A 20,261-nucleotide genomic window follows, 5' to 3' on the forward strand; every position below is an offset into this window, starting at 1 on the left:
TGCATTATTCGCGATCGATGCCCGCTTCTTTTAGCCGTTGCAAGTAACGCTGCCACATGGCTTCTTGATTCATCCCATAATTATAAAGCAAATCCCATGAGTAAAGCCCCGTATTATGGCCATCGGAAAAATTCAATTGAACGGCATAATGGCCTATGGGTTCGATATGCGTGATGGCCACATCTTGTTTGCCGGTTTGCAAAATTTCTTGTCCCGGCCCATGCCCTCTGACTTCTGCCGAAGGAGAAAAAACGCGGAGGAATTCACAGGATAGCTGAAATCTCTTGCCATCGTTAAAGGTGATTTCCAGCAGCTTGGATTTTTGGTGGAGTTTGATCTCGGTAGGTATGGGTGTATGTTTATTCAGTCCTGCCATTGGCGTCGCTTTAAAATATTGATAATGGCGATATATGACAATCTGAGTATTTGTCACAAAATTGCAATGATACCTTTATATTATCTCAAAAATTGCTATAAATTAATTTTGAGTGGAGTCATAGATGGCCGCAACCATAATGATCGTAGAAGATGAGCCTGCTATCCAGGAGTTGATTTCCTATAATTTGCGTAATACGGGATACGTCGTATTATGTGCGAGTAGCGCCGAGCAGGCCAGAGAAATGGTCAATGACGTCTTGCCCGATCTCGTGTTGCTGGACTGGATGCTTCCCAATATGAGTGGGCTCGAGTTTGCTCAAAAACTGCGACAAGGCGCTAGAACCAAAGCCATTCCCATTATCATGCTCACCGCACGCGTCGATGAAAGCGATAAAGTAGCTGGGCTGGAAATGGGTGCGGATGATTATATTACCAAGCCTTTCTCGCCTCGTGAGCTGGTGGCGCGTATCAAGGCCGTTCTGCGCAGACGTCTTCCCGAAGTGTCGGATGAAGTGGTAGAGGTAGGTGGATTGAAGCTTGATCCGACGACACACCGTGTCACGGTCAGTGATCAGGAGAGCGCAGCAAAATCAACAGAGATAGTTTTAGGGCCTACTGAATTTCGTTTGCTGCATTTCCTGATGACGCATACCGAACGCGTACATACCCGTAGTCAGTTACTAGACCGTGTCTGGGGAGATCACGTGTTTGTCGAGGATCGCACTGTGGATGTTCACATACGCAGGCTGCGTAGAGCGCTCGAAGATGTGGGTAAGGACGAGTTGGTTCAGACGGTCAGGGGGGCTGGCTACCGATTTTCTACGCGATGTGAAGTGGGGGCCGAATAAAAATCAACCCTCCTTTGTGGGGCATGTTAAGGCCTGTGATAAAATTTATTGATCAATAACTGCAGTTATTTCATTGACTTAACTGGCATCAACTTGTTTGGTTCTTCCTGAACTAAGTTGAGTTGGCATTTTTTTGTAGTGTTTTGGCGGTTTTTTCAAGCATAATACGCAGCGTATGCTTATAAATTCTTTTTCAGTATTGGCTGTTCAAGATGCTGTTGGTTTCTGATTTTCCCTGAGATTTCAATGTGGTTGATCTCTGGCGACGATTTACTGGTATTATTTTACTGATCATCATCACGGCTGTGATATGGGTTGCAGTCGATGCAGTTACTGCGCTGAGCTTCTTGAGTCTCATCTTGCTTGTAAAAACGATCCACCACACCTATTGCCTGACATCTCTCGATCGATGGCTTCAGCGTTTCAATCATGCTTCCATGGATGTTTCTACGATCGCTACCCTACCCAATAGCTTTGGTCCTTGGGGCGATGTGTTCATTCGGTTTTCTCGTTTCATACGGCGCTATTATCGAAGTCGTCAGAGTCTGAGCAAAGCGCTGGAGCGCTTGCAACGGGCTACTTCCGCTATGCCAGAAGGCATCGTTATATTGGATGAAGCAAACCGTATCGAATGGTGTAACCCTTCTGCTGAACTACACTTGGGCCTGGATTTGAAGCTCGATATCGGTCAGCATATAACCCATATCGTGCGACAGATGCAATTTGTGTCCTACTTATCTGCCGGGGATTACAGCAAACACCTGGTCATCAAGCAGTCACGCTATGAGGAAATGATCGTTTCACTTCAATTGGTTCCTTATGGAGATAAGGAGAAACTACTGATCAGCCGGGATATTACGCGTTTTGAAAAAATGGAAATTATGCGCCGGGATTTCATTGCTAACGTTTCTCATGAATTGCGCACCCCATTGACAATCATCGGGGGATTTCTAGAAACGTTGCTCGATGAAGAGATGCAAGACAGCGATATGGAAAAGCGCGCGTTGACGTTAATGGCTGACCAATCAAAGCGCATGCAACGTTTAGTCGAAGATTTGCTGACTTTGTCACGACTCGAAAATGCACAGAATACCCTGCATGAAGAAGTCGTCAATATTCCTGCACTGCTGCAAAGCTTGTATCAGGAAGCCCAATCGCTTAGTGTTGGACGTCACCGCATTACACTGAATCTCATGAGTGATGCACAACTATCAGGCAGTTTGGATGAACTACGCAGCGCCTTGGGGAATCTCGTTAGCAATGCTGTACGTTATACGCCCGAAGGGGGCGATATTTCACTGAACTGGGCGGAAGAGCATGAACAAGGCTTATTCTTTGTGCAAGATAGCGGAATCGGCATTGGCCCGGAGCATATTCCTCGTTTGACCGAGCGATTCTATCGTGTCGATCGCAGTCGTTCGCGTGAGACCGGAGGAACGGGCTTGGGGCTGGCAATCGTCAAGCATGTTTTGGGACGCCATCAAGCCCGTATGGAGATCGTCAGCGAAATAGGCAAGGGAAGCATTTTCAAAATCTGGTTTCCGGCAAAACGGCTGATCAAGCATTCGATACACAACAAACCCGCTGCACATGCCGATGTCTTACCAAAAACCATTCCACCCATGCTTTGATGCTTAGCTCAAGCTAACTTCTTTAAACCGCTTTCCTCGGCTGCCGTCAACAATCTCAAACAAGGCAAATAGCCATCATAAACAACACCATGTACTTCAACATGTTTTTGTGAACGCAGCATCCCGACTAAATAGCTTACGACACTATTAGTGATAGTCTGACCAGGTACCAGCACGGGTATGCCGGGGGGGTAGGGTGTAATCTGATCTGCACAAATTCTTCCTTCCATATTTTTGTTTACTCTATCGTCTTCATCCAGTAATGGAACGAGTTCTCCGCCACAGTAAAATGCGTCACGCGGCAGATAGCGCAACTCGGTAAAGCGGGGGATTTCCAGTGTCTGGTAAAGCCTGCGTGGTGCGCGCCCTTCACGAGCGATGCGCATCAGTGCATCGTAAAGACGCGACACCTTGCTGCGCGTGGTACCAATGGTCAGAAGAAGCGTCAGGGTATTGAAAGTAGATTTCTCGACTTGAATATTGTAATGCTCGAACAATTCCCGTATCAGTTCTTCAATGGTGAAACCACAGCGTGAGATATCGACCGTTACTTTGGTCGGATCGAGTTGGATATGGTCATGCTTCACTTCCTCGGGGAGTAGAGCGGGCAATTCCAGTACTTGAAAAACGCCTGTGGAGTTAATCTGAGCATACAATTCCTTGGCCAGTTCCAACGTGCGTGAGAGTAGCTTGTAACCTTCCAGCACAATTTGTTTGCGTGCGACATCAAGACTTGCAATCATGCTGTACTGTGGGCTGGTTGAAGTATGCATGTTGAAGTTTTCACGAAACAGATGCTCGTTGAAATCGGGATCATTGACATGAATCATGCTGGATTGGGAAAAAGCGGATAGCACCTTATGGGTGCTTTGTGTCACATAATCTGCACCTGCTTCGAGCGCAGTGGGGCGGAAAGTGGGATGAAAGCGCGCAAAGCCATACCAAGCTTCATCGATAATAACTTTGATTCCCTTCGCGTGTGCAGCTTCAATGATCGGAGGAAGATCGTAACGTAGCCCATCGTAAGTGCAACTGGTCAATATCAATGCCTCGGCATCGGCGTGCCGCTCGATGGCATCAAAGAGGGTTTGCTTGGATACCGGACCATAGATTCCAAATTTTTTGTTGACCGATGAATCGAGATAGACCGGGTAAGCGCCCGAGAGAACGACACCGTGGTGGACTGATTTATGGCAGTTGCGGTCCAGTAACAATTTGTCACCTGGCGCAAGTAACGTTTGGAAAATGACTTTGTTGGCCGTCGACGTACCATTGGTGGCAAAAAAGGTACGCCGTGCGCCAAACGCTTTGGCTGCGATCTTCTGAGCTTCAGCAATCACACCCGTAGGCTCCATCAATGAATCGAGCATCGGAACGGATACGGATAGATCGGCTCGAAAAATATGTTCCCCGATGAATTCGTAAAAATCACTTACCCAAGGGCTATCGCGCAATGAATCACCCGATGAATGACCTGGCGTATGCCAGGCATCTTTGGCCATTAGGACATAACGCTTGAGCTGGTCATAGAACGGTGTGCTTGCTTTTTCCTGCAATTGTGCGTTGAGGATACGGTATATGCCACGATAATCACGCTCCTCACGGTAGAAGTAGCCATCCACCGTTTCGGAAAAAAGCGCATCGACCACTTCATCTTCCTGTTCTTGTGCAATCAGGATATAAATGTTCAATTCAGGGCGGAAACGGGAAATTTTCTGTACCAACGCCAAGGCGGTCATTTGCAAATTGCGCACCCCTTTCCGTTCACTTTGCAGGGTATAAAGTTTATCGTCGACGACCAGGGCTTGAATGTCGCCATCTTCTTCTATCACCTGTAAAGCCTCATGGGCTGTCGTCACCCCGATAAACGTGATGCCCAATGGATTATCCATTGATTTAGCTGCAAGGTTGAGCCCCTTGACGAATGCTTTCAAAACCAATTTCTCATCATTAACGAGCAAAATGCGGCTAGTGGGCTTTTTCATGGCGTATGTATTATCAAAATTCACAAAGAATTATTGTGGGGTTGACAGCTTACATCTCTCATCCCTGGAAGTTCAATCTCTTATTAAATATGTGGGTTGGTACAACGCCCGCTCTTTATTAGCAAACATTAACATGGTTAAGTTTTTTTATAATTAATCAGCAGTTTAGGATTGATGACATGCCCATTGTTTTTCGAATGAATTCGATAGAGAGTCCGGCTGATAAAACATGATTATTTCCATAATGTTGACATCAACTAGATAAAGGTCGACACTTTCTAAAGCACAATGTGCAAGTAGGTGTGGAATGTCTGGAGTGTTAGGGTAAATGTTATCCTGATAGGGGAAAATAGCCCATCAGTTGTTAATAGACAATTTTGCAAATAATTTTATATCCAGGCCGACAGAGATGGACTCAATCATGCAAAAGGGACGATCATGCTCTGGCTCTTGCTATTACATATTTCTGCTGTGTTATGTTGGTGCGGAACCTTGTTGTATCTACCTGCACTGATAGCCGGTACGACATCTTTGCAATCAACCTCGGAGCAGCAGCGTCACATCAGGATGGTGCTGACGATTTATCGATTAATTCTGACACCTGCCGCGTTGATTGCCATTGTTTCAGGTACCACGTTATTCGTCGCGGGTGAGATTGCTGATGCATGGCTTATCTTGAAACTTACTCTCGTCGCGACCTTGGTGTTGTGCCATGCGCTTATGGGCTGGATGATCCTGCTTGTGCAGGAGTCATCCAACAGAAATATAGGGCCATTTTGTGCACTCATAGGGGCAGGAACGATCATACTGATATTGAGTATTATCTGGGTCGTACTGACCAAGCCCTTTTAGGAGCAAATCATGCGATATCTAGAATCCAACATATGGCAATATCAATCAAGATTTAGCATGAACGCCGACAGCATGCCGGTAAACCATTTGACCACCAAGGAGACTGGTGATGGTAAGCAGTGCCGCGGTCAGCAACGAGACATACAATCCCCATGGATCAAATACACCATCGGCCTTGTAACGCAACAACCAGTTGAACGAAGCCAGTGCCAGCGTCATCACGGCCATCAGCCCATGGATCCAGGCAATGGTCAGATTTCGGATTCGCGGCACGCTCAGCAAATCTATCAAGCCAGCCATTCCAGCCAACCAGCCAGCCAAGCTGCCCAGGCCTGCCAGCCACAGACCAACGCGTATCCAGAACGAGTCTTCTGTATAGAGATAGGCCAAATCAGCACCGACCAAGCCGAGCAGGAAAGCAACCGGAAAATGAATCACCATCGGGTGAATCGGATGCCCACCAATCGACATGCGACTAATAATAGGTTCTTGCATCATCGTTATCCTCCCCATTTGGAACCCGAAGCAATATGGAAAACGGTTATTCGTAGTTTAGCTCCGTTAGGGTTGATTAACATCTTTTTTTTTCTAGGTGGTTGCGCAGGCCCTCAATCGGCGTTAGATCCTTCCGGTCCATCAGCTCTTGCCATTGCCGATTTATGGTGGTGGATGTTTGGTTTTTCTGCTGCAATTTTATGCATTATCGTCATGCTATGGCTTTATGCAATGTGGCGCAAACCGCCATCGATGACGGAAACCGAGGCGTATCAGATCGGTAATCGTTGGATTATCGGGGGGGGCTTAGTGTTACCCATTGTCAGCCTTACCCTCTTACTTAGCTTTGGCATACCGATAGGCTATCGTTTACTACCGCTACCGCTAGAGGATCAAAATCCATTGCACATTGAGGTTATCGGACAGCAATGGTGGTGGGAGATCCGTTACGTCGATGCCGGTATCGTAACGAAGAATCAACTCCATTTGCCGGTGGGTAGGCCGGTTGACATTCATGTAAGCAGCATTGATGTGATCCACTCTTTCTGGGTACCAAAACTAGGTGGCAAAATCGATGCCATTCCTGGGCGCACCAATGTGCTGCGGCTCGAAGCTGATACAGTGGGGCATTTTCGTGGCCAGTGTGCAGAATTTTGTGGTAAAGGGCATGCTGAAATGATTTTGTTTATTGAGGCGCATACGCCGGAAAGCTTTGTGGCATGGATGGAGGGATATAAGCATGAATGAGAAAACCCAAAAATTGCCAGCCAGGCTCCATAACGATTTCATGAAAGTATGGGGTAACCCACAGGGTTGGCGCGCATTGACGATTGTCAACCATACGACGATCGGTATCCGTTTTATGGTTACAGGTGGCGTATTCTTCTTGATCGGTGGTTTGCTGGCAATGTTGATGCGCACACAACTCGCTTTGCCGGAGCAGGAAATCATTGGCCCGGAGCTATACAATCAATTATTTACAATGCACGGCACGATCATGATGTTTCTTTTTGCCGTGCCGATGGTCGAGGGGTTAGCGCTTTATCTGATTCCCAAAATGATTGGTGCTCGAGATTTACTGTTTCCGCGACTCAGTGCATTCGGTTATTGGTGTTATCTATTCGGCAGCATCATCTTATTATCGAGTCTGGTATTGGGTATTGCACCCTCTGCTGGCTGGTTTGTCTATACGCCATTGAGTAACGAAGTTTACTCTCCTGGGCCCAATATCGATTTTTGGCTACTCGGCATCACTTTTGTAGAAATTTCAGCCGTCTCGGCAGGTGTAGAGCTGGTCGTTTCCATTTTACGCAGCAGGACTTCTGGCATGGCGTTACTGCATATGCCATTGTTCTGTTGGTATATTTTGGTCATGGCTTTTATGATCGTATTTGGCTTTCCACCACTGATACTTGGTAGTATCTTATTGGAACTAGAACGGGCAGTGGGGATGCCTTTTTTTGATATTGCGCGCGGCGGTGATCCCATTTTATGGCAGCATTTGTTCTGGTTATTTGGCCACCCTGAGGTCTATATCATTTTTCTACCCGCGGCCGGTATTGTTTCTACCCTGATCCCTGTGTTTGCACGCCGGCCGATCGTAGGATATCGGTGGGTCGTATTGGCGGCGATCTCGACTGGTTTTATCAGTTTTGGTCTTTGGGTGCATCACATGTTTACAATCGGTATACCGCAGCTTGCACAAGCTTTTTTCTCGGTGGCCAGCATGCTGATCGCGATTCCAACTGGTATTCAATTTTTTGCCTGGATAGCAACGCTATGGACTGGCCGTCCTGTCTATCATATTCCGATGCTTTGGTTGTTGGGGTTCTTGGTTATTTTTCTGGCAGGTGGATTGACAGGCGTCATGTTGGCATTGGTGCCTTTTAACTGGCAGGTGCATGATACACATTTTGTCGTTGCGCACCTGCATTATGTGATTATTGGCGGCATGCTATTTCCTCTGATTGCAGGTTTGTACTATTGGTTGCCACATTTCTCCGGGAGGATGCCGTCCGATAAGCTTGCGCGCTGGGGATTCTGGCTAACCTTTATCGGCTTCAACATGACGTTCCTGATCATGCATCTGACAGGTCTGCTTGGTATGCCTCGCCGCATTTATACTTATGAAGCAGGTCTGGGGTGGGATTTGCCTAATGCCGTGTCGTCGGTTGGTGGTTTTATTCTTGCTATGGGAATTGCGATGATCTTGTTCGACATTATCTTGCATTTTCGTATTGGCCGTCCGGCGGGAGTCAATCCATGGCATGCCGATACGCTAGAATGGGCAACAAGTACGCCTCCACAGCCTTACAATTTCATTAGTCTACCGGCCGATCCAACCCGTCATCCAATGTGGACAGAAACCAGCTTGCAAGCGACCATTGCCGAGGGTCGGCATACGCTATCAGAAATCGATCATGGGCGGCGCGAAACCTGGGGCTCCGACCCCGTTACAGGCAAAATACGGGATATCATTCATTTGCCCGGTAATTCTTGGTTACCATTTTACGCGGCCCTAGTGCTGTCGGTGCTGTGTATCAGTTTATTGATTAGAACCTATGAAATCGCGCTTATCGCTCTACTGATCAGTTTGTTATTGTTATTGCGCTGGTCTTGGATAAATGGTGCGCACCCGGGAGCCGCTCCGGATGCGCGTGTGAAACCGGGGTATCCCCCTTTACATTCCAGAACGTTCGATAGTCCCGGCTTGTGGGGCATGGTTGTAACATTGTTTTCTGACGGTGCACTATTCTTGTCTTTGTTGTTCGGTTGGCTTTATTTATGGGTAATTGGGCCTAATTGGCAAGTACCCGATGCAGCGCCTTTGGCTTGGACAACTCTCGTGATTGCGGGCGTATTATTGAGTGGTGCTGCTTATTGGTATAGACGTGTCTTACAAAGACTTAAGGCTGGGGACGATCATTACCTGCAATATCAACTATGGGGAATAACCACTTTAGGTTTAGCACATTGCTGCATGCTGCTATGGATATGGACAACCGCACCATTGATGGTTACGCATACCGCCCATGATGCTGTGATTGCAGTGTTTCTAGCGTATCTGCTATTTCATGGCGGGCTGGCTGTTATCGTAACGGGATTGCAAGCAAAGCGTGTCGCGTACGGTTATGTTGGGAAATCAGTTCCCTATGAAGTAGCCGTTTTGGAACCGTGGTGGTTATATACGGTTGGCGTGTTCTGGATCAGTTTGCTTGTGATCTTACTGTTACCTAGCGCGTGGGGAGGAATGTGAAATGCTATCGCCTTTTCATCCACTCCAGCTAGCATTAGGCCTGGTCGTCTGGTTCACTTGGTTCGCCTTGATGTATGGTGCCTTGGCAACTGCCTGTGCGGTAGCCCCACCGTCAGCTGATCAAGGTACTTTAACCTGGATCAATGTCGCACTTTTGATCAATACGATCGTAATTACAGGGTTGCTGCTATACTGGGCCAGTATTTGCTGGCGTGCCGCACGTGCTGGAAATAAGCGTGAGAATACCTCCTATCTGTTTATCGCTAAACTGGGGGCGAGTATCAATTTGGTCGGCGCTGTCGCAACCTTCAGTCTGGGGGGAGTGGTATTATTGCTGCCGCCGTGCTTGTGAAATTTAGCTTATTTATCGTTACGATTCTACTTGCTGGCATGGCAGAGGCGCATGGTGGTAGCGAAGAGCCCGGAAAAGCTCATCTTCTAGATATTCTTGGGGGAGGTTTGCTGGCTATTTCATGGCTTTTGTATCTCGCCGGTACGAAGCGTATACCAGCCACTTTTCAGCAGAAGTGGCTATTCCATGGCGCTAGCCTAGCTGCCATCTTAATCATCATTGCTTCTCTGCATGGTTGGATGGATAGAAGTGCCGCATGGCATATGGCTGAGCATATGTGGTTGATGACGTTGATCGTGCCGCTTTATCTACTTTCGCGCCCTTTGCCACAATGGCTGGCGGTGAGCGGGCGGGTTGGCAGGAAGTTATTCAAGTCTTTATTTTATCTAACCCGTAACCCAATACAGGCAGCCTTCATACATGCCATAGCCATTTGGCTATGGCATATGCCAGGATTTTATAATAGTGCTTTAATTCATCCGGGGTGGCACTTCACCGGACATGCCTGCTTAGTGTTCAGCGCCAGCATATTCTGGTGGTCAGTATTAAGCCAGCGCAATTCGACTGCTTTTCTTGCATTGCTATTGACCGTGATGCATACGGGTATGCTCGGTGCTTTGCTTACCTTCTCTCATACACTACTCTACTTAGATGCTCATGATCTTCAGGACCAACAGTTGGCGGGATTGATCATGTGGGTCCCAGGCGGCTTACCCTATTTGGTAGCAAGTGTTTGGTTCAGCATGAACTGGTTGAAACGCAATGCAAGCAGGTAAACGATTGTGTAATCTTCACTTGAAGAGTGGTGCTGACAACCCAGCATCCATCTAGTGCGTGTAATTTATATCAGTGATCTTACGGCAGCCTAATGAAAGTAAGGCATAAAAACGATTAACCCGATAATCATAGCGCCTGCAGCACTGATCAATACTGCGCCTGCTGCCAAATCTTTGGATTTTTTAATGAGCGGGTGGGCCGTAGGTGAAGCGATATCACACAAAAATTCTATGGCTGTGTTTAAAGCCTCTGAAATCCATACCGCCATGATCGCCAGTATAATCAGACACCACTCGATGTAGTTGATTTGAAAAAATAACCCGCCACCGGTGACGAGCGTGGTCGCAATCAGATGAATTCTTGCGTTGTGCTGCGTTTTGATCAGGACTGCAATACCCGCAAAAGCATAGCGAAAGCTTTTTATCCTGGCGATAAATGAGAAAGAAGCCGTTTTATTCAAATTTTCCTCGCGACTTTGGAGATGTCCATTATTTAGTATTAAAACACGCATCGTGGCACAAAAATTATCGAATCATTGATTCATCTGCTAATTTCTTCATTCTGCAGGAGGGAGAAAATTACCTTTGGTTTAGAAATAGATGTAGCGCTGGCCCATTTTTGAGCGAAGGCATCGTCAAAATTAGCGTAAAACAAGTGCACTTGGGTGATGTATCTGAATCGAATAATGATCGTTTCTGCGTGACACCCAACCTCGTACTTCCAATGGTTTGTGAAGATAGGTTTCCAGTGGAGGAAATAATGAGAGGTGGTTATTGTCGATTCGAATATCGATTTTATCGTTAAAAATTAGGCGGCTGTATCGCTTGGTGCGCTTCAGCGAAGTAGCTGTGCCCAAGAAGCGCTGCCAGCCGCGTGATTTCTGCGATATTTTTGCTAGAGGGCGGGGGGTGTAATCCGATAAGGACCAAATCCCCAGCTGCTGTTTTTCTGCACGCTGCTGGGCTCTGATCATAGCATCAGCATGGCGGAGATTGGGTGGAAGCAAGTTAACGACAGCCAACCCCTTTTCAAGAAGCGTAAGATTAACGTGTTCACCATTGGGCAAGTAAAGGTGGGCGAGCAATCGGTTATATCGATCTTGCTTTTCTTGATCGTATTCCAGGTGAACGCGACGGCCCCCGATTTTATGTTGTAACCATGCTTTGGCAGCCATTCCGCCGGGTTCACCATCTCGATGGCGGCTTTGGATCTCGGGTGCATTGACGCCAAGCAATCTAACACGTTCGCCGGTTTTCAATACGAGGGTATCGCCGTCCAACACCTTGGCGACTTGATGTGAGGATCGCTGAGTAGACGTGGATAGGCGGATAGGCTTGGCGCCGGGCGTGGGAATATCCGAATAAGTGACACTTCCTCGCGCATCTTGCGAACGATAGATTGTATTGGCAGAGCAAGCAGTCAGGTTTAGGCAGATAAACGTTATCAGCAGGCGTGAGAATATTTTCATGATCAATTCTAGTGATGGCATTACTTTATAATGACCAAATTTGGTTTATTGCTAGAAAAGCCGTCATTTTACTATTTAACTGCTTGAAACCATTCTTTGAGAAATTAATGATGATGGAAATTGATAAAACAATCGATGCTGCTTTCGAACCCCTATCCAGTGCAGTTGCCTCGATTGTTTTTTATAGTGTATCCCTTATGGGATTGGATATTTCCTTGATTCTGGTTTGGTTGGTAGTCGCTGCATTGTGTTTCACTATTTACTTCGATTTCGTTAATTTTCGCTACTTTAGGCATGCGGTCGAGCTGCTGCGTGGCAAACACGACAACCAACAGGCTGATGGAGAAATTAACCGCTTTCAAGGTTTGATGACCTCTCTATCGGGCACAGTCGGACTAGGCAATATCGCCGGTGTTGCTGTGGCGATTTCTTTAGGAGGGCCGGGGGCGGCATTCTGGATGGCGGTGATGGGATTGTTCGCCATGTCGACTAAATTTGCTGAAGTCACGTTAGGTGTGAAATATCGGCAGCATGGTTCCAAGCAGCATCCAGAAAAAATTTCTGGTGGACCGATGTATTATCTGCGCAGTGTCTTTGAACGGTACGGAAAACGGCGATTAGGCCAATTTATGGCGGGGCTGTTTGCCGTGTGCTGTATTGGCGGCACATTAGGTGCCGGCAGCTTGTTTCAGGTCAACCAGGCCTATCAGCAAGCATTGATCGTAACAGGTGGAGATGCGAGCTTCTGGGCGAACAAGGGCTGGCTGTTTGGCTTATTGACTGCATTTCTGGTCGGATTGGTGATTCTTGGCGGTATTCAGTGGATCGCGGCAGTCGCGAGCAGAATCGTGCCGATTATGGCAATGCTTTATATGGTTACCGGAATGATTGTTATCGGAATACATTATGAAAATATTTTCGGGGCACTCCAGCAAATTTTTGAGCTGGCGCTGTGTCCCCAAGCAGGAATAGGTGCACTGATGGGCGCATTGCTAGTTGGCGTACAACGCGCTTCGTTTTCGAATGAAGCCGGTGTTGGATCGTCAGCCATTGCGCATTCTGCTGTGAGAACCGATAAACCGATTAGTCAAGGTTTGGTGGGCATGCTCGGTCCATTCATCGATACAGTCATCATATGCATGGTGACCGCTTTGGTAATCGTTATTTCAGGCACGTACATCGAAGGAAATGGCATGGAAGGAATTGCTTTGACGTCTCGTGCGTTTGCTTCTGCGATCGATTGGTTTCCGTATGTGCTAGCGATAACGGTTTTTTTATTCGCCTATTCCACTATGATTTCATGGTCCTATTATGGGCTGAAGTGTGCCACTTATCTTTTTGGAGAGGATGATAAGATAGAAACCATTTATAAAATGATGTACTGCGGCTTCATTGTGATTGGCGCTTCAGCTGAGCTATCCAATATCATCTTATTTACGGATGCGATGGTGCTCGCCATGGCTATCCCGAATATCATCGGTCTCTATCTACTTGCGCCTGAAATAAAGCGAGACCTTCAGGTTTATGCGCAAAGTTTCAAAGTAAAATAACTCTGAAACATAACTATTTTATAAATAATTGAAAGATGGCGTGATGAGCGAATGGATTCTGGATTAAAATTCGACATTCTGCTTAAATATATCAATCTACCATTCGTTGTATGTAATGTCAGAACATCTGATCGAAATCAAGGATCTCGCTTTTTCCTACACTGATCGTCCCATTCTTAAGCGTGTCAACATGACCATGTCGCGAGGACAGGTTATTGCCATTATGGGCGGGAGCGGCTCTGGCAAGACGACCCTACTGCGCTTGATTGGCGGGGAGGTCAAACCTTCAGCGGGTCATGTCGAAGTTGCCGGTCAGGTTGTCCATCAGCTCAGCAGAAACGAATTGTTCAAATTGCGCAGGAAGATGGGGATGTTATTCCAATTCGGCGCACTGTTTACGGATTTGAGCGTATTTGACAACGTCGCATTTCAAATGCGTGAACATACCAATCTGCCTGAATCGATGATCCGTGATTTGGTTCTGATGAAGCTGCATGCGGTCGGTTTACGCGGTGCTTCACATTTAATGCCCGCTGAATTGTCTGGCGGGATGGCGAGGCGCGTTGCTTTGGCGCGCTCCATTGCACTGGACCCTCTTTTGATTATGTACGATGAACCTTTTACCGGGTTAGATCCCATTTCTTTGAGTGTTATTGGAAGTTTGATCCGTCGTTTGACCGACGCGCTGGGCATGACTTCCATCATTGTTACACATGACGTACAGGAATCCTTGAAAATTGTCGACTACGTCTATTTTCTGGCGGATGGTGCGATTGCTGCGCATGGCACACCCGAAGAAGTCAAAGGATCAACGATGCCATTCGTTCATCAGTTTGTTCATGGAGAGGAAGATGGTCCGGTGCCTTTCCATTACCCTGCCGAAACGTATCGAAAAGATTTAAAGCTGGAGGTTCAATTTGTATAAACGTATTGCTGCTGGTATCCAGGCTATAGGCCATCGCGCCATCGATGGCATTTGGCGTTTAGGTTGCGCGGCGCGTTTTTTTATCTTGGTGTTGCTGAAATCAACAACCAGCTTTTTACGCTTTGGCCTCGTTATCAGAGAAATCTATTTCGTAGGTGTGTTGTCGCTCATCATTATCTTAGTATCCGGTTTGTTTGTCGGGATGGTGTTGGGATTGCAAGGTTATGAAACATTGCAGAAGTATGGCTCCGAATCAGCGGTGGGTACGCTCGTGGCGCTGTCTCTTGTACGTGAATTAGGCCCGGTGATGTCGGCATTGCTATTTGCCAGCCGTGCGGGTTCTGCGATCACCGCAGAGATCGGCTTGATGAAGGCGACCGAGCAACTCTCGGCGATGGGGATGATGGCAGTCGATCCGGTCGCTCGCGTGGTTGCGCCACGATTCTGGGCGGGTGTGATTTCCATGCCGTTACTGGCGGCTTTATTTTCTGTCATGGGTGTATTTGGCGGCTATTTAGTGACGGTCGTTTTTATAGGGGTTGATGAAGGTGCGTTCTGGTCATCCATGCAGAATGCGGTCGATTTTCGTTATGACATCGTAAATGGGGTGATCAAAAGCTGTTTTTTTGGTGTGGCCGTTGCGGCAATAGCTGTTTTTGAAGGATTCGATGCACCACCCACCGCTGAGGGGGTATCAGGTGCCACGACACGCACTGTGGTGACCTCTGCATTGGCAATTTTAGGATTGGATTTTGTTTTAACCGCATTTATGTTCAGAGGGGTAGACTGATGCAGCGAACAATAATGGATTTTTGGGTTGGATTGTTCGTATTGGCCGGCATGGTATCGTTATTGATACTTGGATTAAAAGTTGGCAATTTGACGAGTTATAACACAGGTGAGAGTTATACCCTTTTTGGGAATTTTGAAAATATCGGTGGTTTAAAAGTAAGAGCCCCTGTTAAAAGTGCAGGTGTCGTGGTGGGGCGAGTTACGGATATTCAGTTCAGTTTGGAAACCTACGATGCGGTTGTGACGATGGATATCAATTCATTTTACCGTTTTCCTAAGGATACTTTCGCAAGTATCCTGACCTCTGGATTACTGGGAGAACAGTATATTGGTTTGTCACCTGGAGGGGACGAGGAGATGTTGGAAGAAGGTGATAAGATCATGAAAACCAATTCAGCCATGGTTCTGGAGGAGATGATCGGACGTTTCCTATTTGACAAGGCTGCCGAAGATTAAACATTGCTGTAAGTAAAAATACATTTAATGAGGTGGATATGAAGCAACTTATTCAAAATACGATTTTATTGGTTGTTTTCTTCTGGCTGGCACTTCCAGTGCTGGCCAAGGAGATGGCACCCGACATTTTGGTAAAAAGCACGGTAGACGAAGTCATTGCCATTCTTAAGCAAGATAACGGCATTAAGAAGGGCGATAAGGATCGAGTGCTCGATTTGATCGAAACCAAAATACTGCCTCATTTCAATTTCAACCGCATGACCCGGCTGGCAATGGGTAAAAACTGGACCAAAGTTGATCCCCAGCAACAAAAAGTTTTGGTGGATGAATTCCAAACTTTGCTGGTAAGAACCTATTCCAACGCACTAACGAATTACCGTGATGAAATGATCGAAGTCATGCCGTTAACCACCCAAGCCGATGCTAAACGCACGACGGTCAAGACACGCGTTATTCAGGGGCGAGGTAGAGAGCCTGTACCTATCGACTATAGTATGGAGAAAACCGAAAGTGGCTGGAAAGTCTATGATGTGACTGTGGCGGGTGTCAGTCTGGTGACCAATTATCGTAGCTCTTTTAATAGCGAGATCAGAAGAACGGGTGTCGATGGTTTGATTGCTTCGCTCGTGAAAAAGAATAAATCCTTGGAAGGTCAATAAGCCTCCTGATCATATACTCCTTTGATGCCAGTATGACAATTCAGCGGGATGGTGGGAAGGTCGTCGTGCACGGCGCAATCCTTGTCGATAATGTTGTGGAAATGACTCAGCAGGGCTTTACTCTATTAGATGACGATCACTTGGTGGTTGATTTGAGTGAAGTGACAGAAGTTGACTCCTCAGCTGTCAGTATGTTGCTTGAATGGTTACGCATGGCGCAACGTCGAGACCAGCAGCTCCATTTTAAGAACCTTCCCGAGAATCTTGCGAGTCTTGTGCAGCTCTATGGTGTGAGCGATTTTATTCCGATTGATACCGGTATCCGGAAATAAAGAGAAATTCCTGATTAATCATAGCGCTGTTAACAGATCGTTCATTTATGGCTGCTGCTATTGAAATCCAGAAGCTAAGTAAGCGTTATGGCGATTTATTAGCTTTGGATAATATCCAGCTTACCATTGATACAGGCGAGTTCTTTGCTTTACTAGGCCCTAATGGGGCGGGCAAAACAACACTTATCAGTATTCTTGCCGGTTTGACAATAGCGAGTAGTGGCCAGGCAAAGATTATGGGACATGATGTGGTGGCCGATTATGGCCAATCACGGAGAAAACTCGGGGTCGTTCCACAAGAATTAGTCTATGATCCTTTTTTTACTGTAAGAGAATTGCTCGTCATTCAATCCGGCTACTATGGCATTCGCAAGAATGATGCATGGATTGATGAAATTTTGTATCGGCTAGACCTCACGCGCAAGGCCGATACCAATATGCGTGCGCTATCAGGGGGGATGAAACGGCGGGTTCTGGTCGCTCAGGCACTCGTCCACAAACCTCCTGTCATTATTCTGGATGAACCCACGGCGGGTGTAGACGTGGAATTACGTCAGGCGCTATGGCAGTTCATTAAACAACTTAACCGGGATGGTCACACGATTGTTTTGACAACCCATTACCTCGAAGAAGCAGAAGCACTCTGTAATCGGGTAGCTATGCTCAAGCAGGGCAAGATTGTGGTATTGGACAGTATTCGTAATCTCATCAAAAGTATCCAAGGGTTAACCGTTCAAATGCGTCTTTCTTGTGAGAAGTTACCCGCAGCTTTGCAGTCATGGCCAACAAGCAGCTCTGAAGGGTTCCATTATTTTAAGATGGAGAACTACCCGCAAATAGAGTTATTGCTAGCCATGTTACGGCAGGAAAACATTCAGGTATTGGAAATGCAGTTGCAGCAACCCGATCTGGAAGAAGTCTTTGTGAAAATCATGGGAGCACAATCTCTAGAAACACCATGATAGGTTTTTATACGTTATTTTATAAAGAGCTGTTGAGGTTCTGGAAAGTAAGCTTTCAAACTCTGTTGGCTCCCATACTCTCTAGCATGCTCTACTTGCTTATTTTTTCTCATGTACTGGAAACACGCATTCAGGTCTATCAAGGGGTTGCTTATACTACCTTTTTGATTCCGGGGCTCGTGATGATGACAGCCTTGCAGAATGCATTCGCAAATTCATCTTCTAGTCTGATCCAATCGAAAATATCGGGTAACCTTGTATTTATCTTATTGTCGCCGCTATCCTATTTAGAAATATTTCTGGCTTATGTCTGTGCATCGGTAGTACGCGCAATCATAGTGGGTTTGGGTGTTTATGGCGCAACCTTAATGTTGTTCGATACCCCTATGGCGCATCCTTTATGGGCATTATTATTTGTATTTACAGGAAGTCTGTTGCTCGGCTCACTAGGAATCATAGCTGGAATCTGGTCAGATAAATTTGATCAACTCGCGGCCTTTCAAAATTTTATTATCCTACCGCTGACTTTTTTATCCGGCGTATTTTATTCTATTCACTCACTGCCAGCTATATGGCAGCATTTATCGCATTTGAATCCTTTCTTTTATATCGTAGATGGGCTTCGTTACGGGTTTCTAGGGGTATCCGATATTTCGCCCTACTTGAGTTTGTCGGTTGTGGTATTGTTTTCGGGAGCCGTGTCATGGCTAACATTATGGATGCTCAAAGCGGGTTATAAAATCCGCCATTAGCCACAATATCGCTTCTGGTTTTCATCGTTCTTTTAAAATGCCAGCAAAAATGGGACGATTTATTAATTTTTTTAATGGAGGTTTGAAAGTTGATTACTTCAGATTATATTAAAGAATGCATTACGACCTCACTACCTTGTGAATGGGTGGGAGTAGAGGGTGACGATGGGCGGCATTTCAGTGCTGTCATTGTCAGCGAGCAATTCCGGGGAAAGAGCATGATTCAGCAGCATCAATTGGTTTATCGTGCATTACGCGGAAAGATGGAGCAGGAAATTCACGCGTTATCCATGAAAACGCTCACCCCTGAACAATGGGCCGAATATCAGCAAGCTAAGCGCTAGAGAATAGGTTGATGCAACAATTGAAAATCTGCATACGTCTGTGATGATTTATTTGTCGTGAGTATCCATCCCTCTGTAGCCGATATCATGCCTCATCTGGCAACCTTCGAAGTGAATTTTATCGGCGATCTCATAAGCACGCTGGTGAGCCAACCGGATGTTTTCACCGAGCGCCGTAACGCATAGCACTCGCCCGCCTGCGGTTAGTATTTCATTCTTGGATTGATCGCCAAAAGTCGTTCCCGAATGGAATACGTGAAATTCGTCGGTGGCTGCTTGATGGCGCATGATTTCAGTTAGACCTGTAATCACATCCTGTTTGCGTGGTATACCTGGGTAACCTCCAGCAGCCATGATCACACCTAACGCTGCCCGCCGGTCCCACTCGATTTCAATTTTGTCCAGCATGCCGTTTACGGCATGCTCAAGCAAAAGGGAAAGATCGGATTTTAATCGTAACATGATAGGTTGTGTTTCCGGATCGCCCATGCGGCAATTGAATTCGAGCACTTTCACTTCTTTTTGTGGGGTAATCATCACTCCTGCATAAAGAAATCCGGTATAGGGCTCGCCATCATGTGCCATACCTTGTATGGCTGGATAGATAACCTCACGCATGATCTTGGCATGCAGGGTAGGGGAGATGATCTGAGCAGGTGAATAAGCGCCCATACCACCGGTGTTAGGCCCTTGATCGTTATCCAGCAAGCGCTTGTGATCCTGACTCGTGGCAAGCGGAAGTATATTTCGTCCATCGCTCATCACGATAAAGCTCGCTTCCTCACCTTCCAAATAATCCTCAATAAGAATCTGAGAACCTGCCTCGCCTAGCTTATTTTCCACCAACATCGTATCAACGGCTTCGTGCGCTTCTGCTGATGTCATGGCAACAACCACACCTTTACCAGCAGCTAAACCATTTGCCTTGATGACAATGGGCGCTTCTTTCTGGTCAATATAATCATGTGCATCAGAAGGTTGGTCAAAGCTGGCATACCCAGCGGTGGGTATGCCATGACGCTGCATAAATGCTTTAGAAAACGTTTTGGAAGTTTCCAGTTGGGCGCCCTTTTGGGTGGGGCCAAAAATCTTGAGGCCCGCTGAGCGGAAAATATCGACAATGCCCTCTGCTAATGGGGCTTCTGGACCCACGACAGTGAGTGCGATATCTTCTTTTTGCGCGAATGAGACAAGATCGGGAATCGCTGTCAAACCAATATTTTCTATACCTTGCTCGAGTGCCGTACCAGCGTTGCCTGGCGCAACAAAGACTTGACGCACTCGAGGAGATTGGCTCAATTTCCAGGCCAAAGCATGCTCTCGACCGCCGCTTCCAATTACGAGTAATTTCATGAATTTATTTTTAGAATAAGACGCTTGTGGATATTGAAGTAATGATCATTGGGAATCGGGTGAAAAGAAGGGGAGTCGCTAAAGCGCAACGTGA

At 46.6% G+C, this 20,261-nt stretch carries 22 protein-coding genes; 16 read left to right on the forward strand and 6 right to left on the reverse strand.

The features are described from left to right. Positions 1-4: 4 nt before the first annotated feature. Positions 5-376 carry a gamma-butyrobetaine hydroxylase family protein gene (locus C8R30_RS09790; RefSeq protein ID WP_090666493.1) on the reverse strand — a complete coding sequence of 124 codons (372 nt, stop codon included), beginning with the start codon at positions 374-376 and terminating at the stop codon, positions 5-7. A gap of 124 nt (positions 377-500) precedes the next feature. On the opposite strand from C8R30_RS09790, the gene phoB reads away from it, so the two are divergent. After that, positions 501-1,226 carry a phosphate regulon transcriptional regulator PhoB gene (gene phoB, locus C8R30_RS09795; protein WP_090666491.1) on the forward strand — a complete coding sequence of 242 codons (726 nt, stop codon included), beginning with the start codon at positions 501-503 and terminating at the stop codon, positions 1,224-1,226. 248 nt (positions 1,227-1,474) lie between these two features. Beyond that, positions 1,475-2,857: a phosphate regulon sensor histidine kinase PhoR gene (phoR, locus tag C8R30_RS09800; RefSeq protein ID WP_107790035.1), complete on the forward strand. Its 1,383-nt coding sequence runs from the start codon at positions 1,475-1,477 to the stop codon at positions 2,855-2,857. Between the two features lie 8 nt (positions 2,858-2,865). Here phoR and C8R30_RS09805 read toward each other — a convergent pair whose 3' ends face one another. Next, positions 2,866-4,842 carry an aminotransferase class I/II-fold pyridoxal phosphate-dependent enzyme gene (locus C8R30_RS09805; RefSeq protein ID WP_107784134.1) on the reverse strand — a complete coding sequence of 659 codons (1,977 nt, stop codon included), beginning with the start codon at positions 4,840-4,842 and terminating at the stop codon, positions 2,866-2,868. Between the two features lie 438 nt (positions 4,843-5,280). Here C8R30_RS09805 and C8R30_RS09810 point away from each other — a divergent pair, with 438 nt between their 5' ends. Then, complete coding sequence (locus C8R30_RS09810) at positions 5,281-5,694, forward strand: CopD family protein (protein ID WP_107790036.1); 414 nt, start codon at positions 5,281-5,283, stop codon at positions 5,692-5,694. Between the two features lie 45 nt (positions 5,695-5,739). On the opposite strand, the gene C8R30_RS09815 is transcribed toward C8R30_RS09810, so the two are convergent. After that, on the reverse strand, positions 5,740-6,192 hold the full coding sequence (locus C8R30_RS09815) for a DUF2231 domain-containing protein (RefSeq protein WP_181258728.1): 453 nt from the start codon (positions 6,190-6,192) through the stop codon (positions 5,740-5,742). Here C8R30_RS09815 and coxB point away from each other — a divergent pair. From coxB to C8R30_RS09835, 4 genes are read left to right on the forward strand one after another with little or no spacing between them, the layout of a single operon-like run. Further along, positions 6,184-6,936 carry a cytochrome c oxidase subunit II gene (coxB, locus tag C8R30_RS09820; RefSeq protein ID WP_219908841.1) on the forward strand — a complete coding sequence of 251 codons (753 nt, stop codon included), beginning with the start codon at positions 6,184-6,186 and terminating at the stop codon, positions 6,934-6,936. The genes C8R30_RS09815 and coxB overlap by 9 nt on opposite strands. Then, complete coding sequence (gene ctaD, locus C8R30_RS09825; RefSeq protein WP_107790037.1) at positions 6,929-9,445, forward strand: cytochrome c oxidase subunit I; 2,517 nt, start codon at positions 6,929-6,931, stop codon at positions 9,443-9,445. Before coxB ends, ctaD begins: the two co-directional genes overlap by 8 nt. A gap of 1 nt (position 9,446) precedes the next feature. Further along, the gene (locus C8R30_RS09830; protein ID WP_090666479.1) at positions 9,447-9,797 is read left to right on the forward strand and encodes a hypothetical protein; all 351 of its coding nucleotides are present in this window, start codon (positions 9,447-9,449) and stop codon (positions 9,795-9,797) included. Beyond that, complete coding sequence (locus C8R30_RS09835; RefSeq protein WP_107790038.1) at positions 9,794-10,573, forward strand: cytochrome c oxidase assembly protein; 780 nt, start codon at positions 9,794-9,796, stop codon at positions 10,571-10,573. Before C8R30_RS09830 ends, C8R30_RS09835 begins: the two co-directional genes overlap by 4 nt. Before the next feature lie 89 nt (positions 10,574-10,662). Here C8R30_RS09835 and C8R30_RS09840 read toward each other — a convergent pair whose 3' ends face one another. Both C8R30_RS09840 and C8R30_RS09845 read right to left on the reverse strand, forming a co-directional pair. Next, complete coding sequence (locus C8R30_RS09840; RefSeq protein ID WP_219908842.1) at positions 10,663-11,034, reverse strand: diacylglycerol kinase family protein; 372 nt, start codon at positions 11,032-11,034, stop codon at positions 10,663-10,665. Between the two features lie 180 nt (positions 11,035-11,214). Next, positions 11,215-12,042 (reverse strand): thermonuclease family protein, encoded by an 828-nt coding sequence (locus tag C8R30_RS09845; protein ID WP_177182267.1) that lies wholly within the window; start codon positions 12,040-12,042, stop codon positions 11,215-11,217. A gap of 107 nt (positions 12,043-12,149) precedes the next feature. Between C8R30_RS09845 and C8R30_RS09850 the strand changes: the two genes are divergently transcribed. The 9 genes from C8R30_RS09850 to C8R30_RS09890 all read left to right on the forward strand — a co-directional run bounded on the left by C8R30_RS09850 (position 12,150) and on the right by C8R30_RS09890 (position 18,814). Beyond that, on the forward strand, positions 12,150-13,592 hold the full coding sequence (locus tag C8R30_RS09850) for an alanine/glycine:cation symporter family protein (RefSeq protein WP_258191994.1): 1,443 nt from the start codon (positions 12,150-12,152) through the stop codon (positions 13,590-13,592). 115 nt (positions 13,593-13,707) lie between these two features. Further along, positions 13,708-14,517 (forward strand): ABC transporter ATP-binding protein, encoded by an 810-nt coding sequence (locus C8R30_RS09855; protein ID WP_107790040.1) that lies wholly within the window; start codon positions 13,708-13,710, stop codon positions 14,515-14,517. Next, positions 14,510-15,307, forward strand: coding sequence for a lipid asymmetry maintenance ABC transporter permease subunit MlaE (mlaE, locus tag C8R30_RS09860; protein ID WP_090666469.1), 798 nt, complete (start codon positions 14,510-14,512; stop codon positions 15,305-15,307). Before C8R30_RS09855 ends, mlaE begins: the two co-directional genes overlap by 8 nt. After that, positions 15,307-15,765 (forward strand): outer membrane lipid asymmetry maintenance protein MlaD, encoded by a 459-nt coding sequence (gene mlaD, locus C8R30_RS09865; protein WP_107784127.1) that lies wholly within the window; start codon positions 15,307-15,309, stop codon positions 15,763-15,765. The genes mlaE and mlaD overlap by 1 nt, the downstream gene beginning before the upstream one ends. A 38-nt stretch (positions 15,766-15,803) precedes the next feature. Beyond that, positions 15,804-16,424, forward strand: a complete 621-nt coding sequence (locus C8R30_RS09870) for an MlaC/ttg2D family ABC transporter substrate-binding protein (RefSeq protein WP_090666465.1) — start codon at positions 15,804-15,806, stop codon at positions 16,422-16,424. A 32-nt stretch (positions 16,425-16,456) separates the two neighbouring features. After that, positions 16,457-16,756, forward strand: a complete 300-nt coding sequence (locus C8R30_RS09875) for an STAS domain-containing protein (protein WP_090666463.1) — start codon at positions 16,457-16,459, stop codon at positions 16,754-16,756. 47 nt (positions 16,757-16,803) lie between these two features. Further along, positions 16,804-17,718: an ABC transporter ATP-binding protein gene (locus tag C8R30_RS09880; protein ID WP_107790041.1), complete on the forward strand. Its 915-nt coding sequence runs from the start codon at positions 16,804-16,806 to the stop codon at positions 17,716-17,718. Next, positions 17,715-18,470: an ABC transporter permease gene (locus C8R30_RS09885; protein ID WP_107790042.1), complete on the forward strand. Its 756-nt coding sequence runs from the start codon at positions 17,715-17,717 to the stop codon at positions 18,468-18,470. The genes C8R30_RS09880 and C8R30_RS09885 overlap by 4 nt, the downstream gene beginning before the upstream one ends. 89 nt (positions 18,471-18,559) lie before the next feature. Then, complete coding sequence (locus C8R30_RS09890; RefSeq protein ID WP_090666457.1) at positions 18,560-18,814, forward strand: BolA family protein; 255 nt, start codon at positions 18,560-18,562, stop codon at positions 18,812-18,814. Between the two features lie 48 nt (positions 18,815-18,862). On the opposite strand, the gene purD is transcribed toward C8R30_RS09890, so the two are convergent. After that, positions 18,863-20,167: a phosphoribosylamine--glycine ligase gene (gene purD, locus C8R30_RS09895; protein ID WP_090666456.1), complete on the reverse strand. Its 1,305-nt coding sequence runs from the start codon at positions 20,165-20,167 to the stop codon at positions 18,863-18,865. Positions 20,168-20,261: the final 94 nt, after the last annotated feature.

The organism is Nitrosomonas nitrosa, assembly GCF_003051105.1.
GTDB lineage: Bacteria > Pseudomonadota > Gammaproteobacteria > Burkholderiales > Nitrosomonadaceae > Nitrosomonas > Nitrosomonas nitrosa.

Excerpts from the sequence above, each read along its gene's own strand:
- C8R30_RS09790 (WP_090666493.1), bottom strand. The coding sequence starts at position 376 with ATGGCAGGACTGAATAAACATACACCCATACCTACCGAGATCAAACTC.
- phoB (WP_090666491.1), top strand. The coding sequence starts at position 501 with ATGGCCGCAACCATAATGATCGTAGAAGATGAGCCTGCTATCCAGGAG.
- C8R30_RS09805 (WP_107784134.1), bottom strand. The coding sequence starts at position 4,842 with ATGAAAAAGCCCACTAGCCGCATTTTGCTCGTTAATGATGAGAAATTG.
- C8R30_RS09810 (WP_107790036.1), top strand. The coding sequence starts at position 5,281 with ATGCTCTGGCTCTTGCTATTACATATTTCTGCTGTGTTATGTTGGTGC.
- C8R30_RS09815 (WP_181258728.1), bottom strand. The coding sequence starts at position 6,192 with ATGATGCAAGAACCTATTATTAGTCGCATGTCGATTGGTGGGCATCCG.
- ctaD (WP_107790037.1), top strand. The coding sequence starts at position 6,929 with ATGAATGAGAAAACCCAAAAATTGCCAGCCAGGCTCCATAACGATTTC.
- C8R30_RS09830 (WP_090666479.1), top strand. The coding sequence starts at position 9,447 with ATGCTATCGCCTTTTCATCCACTCCAGCTAGCATTAGGCCTGGTCGTC.
- C8R30_RS09845 (WP_177182267.1), bottom strand. The coding sequence starts at position 12,042 with ATGAAAATATTCTCACGCCTGCTGATAACGTTTATCTGCCTAAACCTG.
- C8R30_RS09850 (WP_258191994.1), top strand. The coding sequence starts at position 12,150 with ATGATGATGGAAATTGATAAAACAATCGATGCTGCTTTCGAACCCCTA.
- C8R30_RS09855 (WP_107790040.1), top strand. The coding sequence starts at position 13,708 with ATGTCAGAACATCTGATCGAAATCAAGGATCTCGCTTTTTCCTACACT.
- mlaD (WP_107784127.1), top strand. The coding sequence starts at position 15,307 with ATGCAGCGAACAATAATGGATTTTTGGGTTGGATTGTTCGTATTGGCC.
- C8R30_RS09870 (WP_090666465.1), top strand. The coding sequence starts at position 15,804 with ATGAAGCAACTTATTCAAAATACGATTTTATTGGTTGTTTTCTTCTGG.
- C8R30_RS09875 (WP_090666463.1), top strand. The coding sequence starts at position 16,457 with ATGACAATTCAGCGGGATGGTGGGAAGGTCGTCGTGCACGGCGCAATC.
- C8R30_RS09880 (WP_107790041.1), top strand. The coding sequence starts at position 16,804 with ATGGCTGCTGCTATTGAAATCCAGAAGCTAAGTAAGCGTTATGGCGAT.
- C8R30_RS09885 (WP_107790042.1), top strand. The coding sequence starts at position 17,715 with ATGATAGGTTTTTATACGTTATTTTATAAAGAGCTGTTGAGGTTCTGG.
- purD (WP_090666456.1), bottom strand. The coding sequence starts at position 20,167 with ATGAAATTACTCGTAATTGGAAGCGGCGGTCGAGAGCATGCTTTGGCC.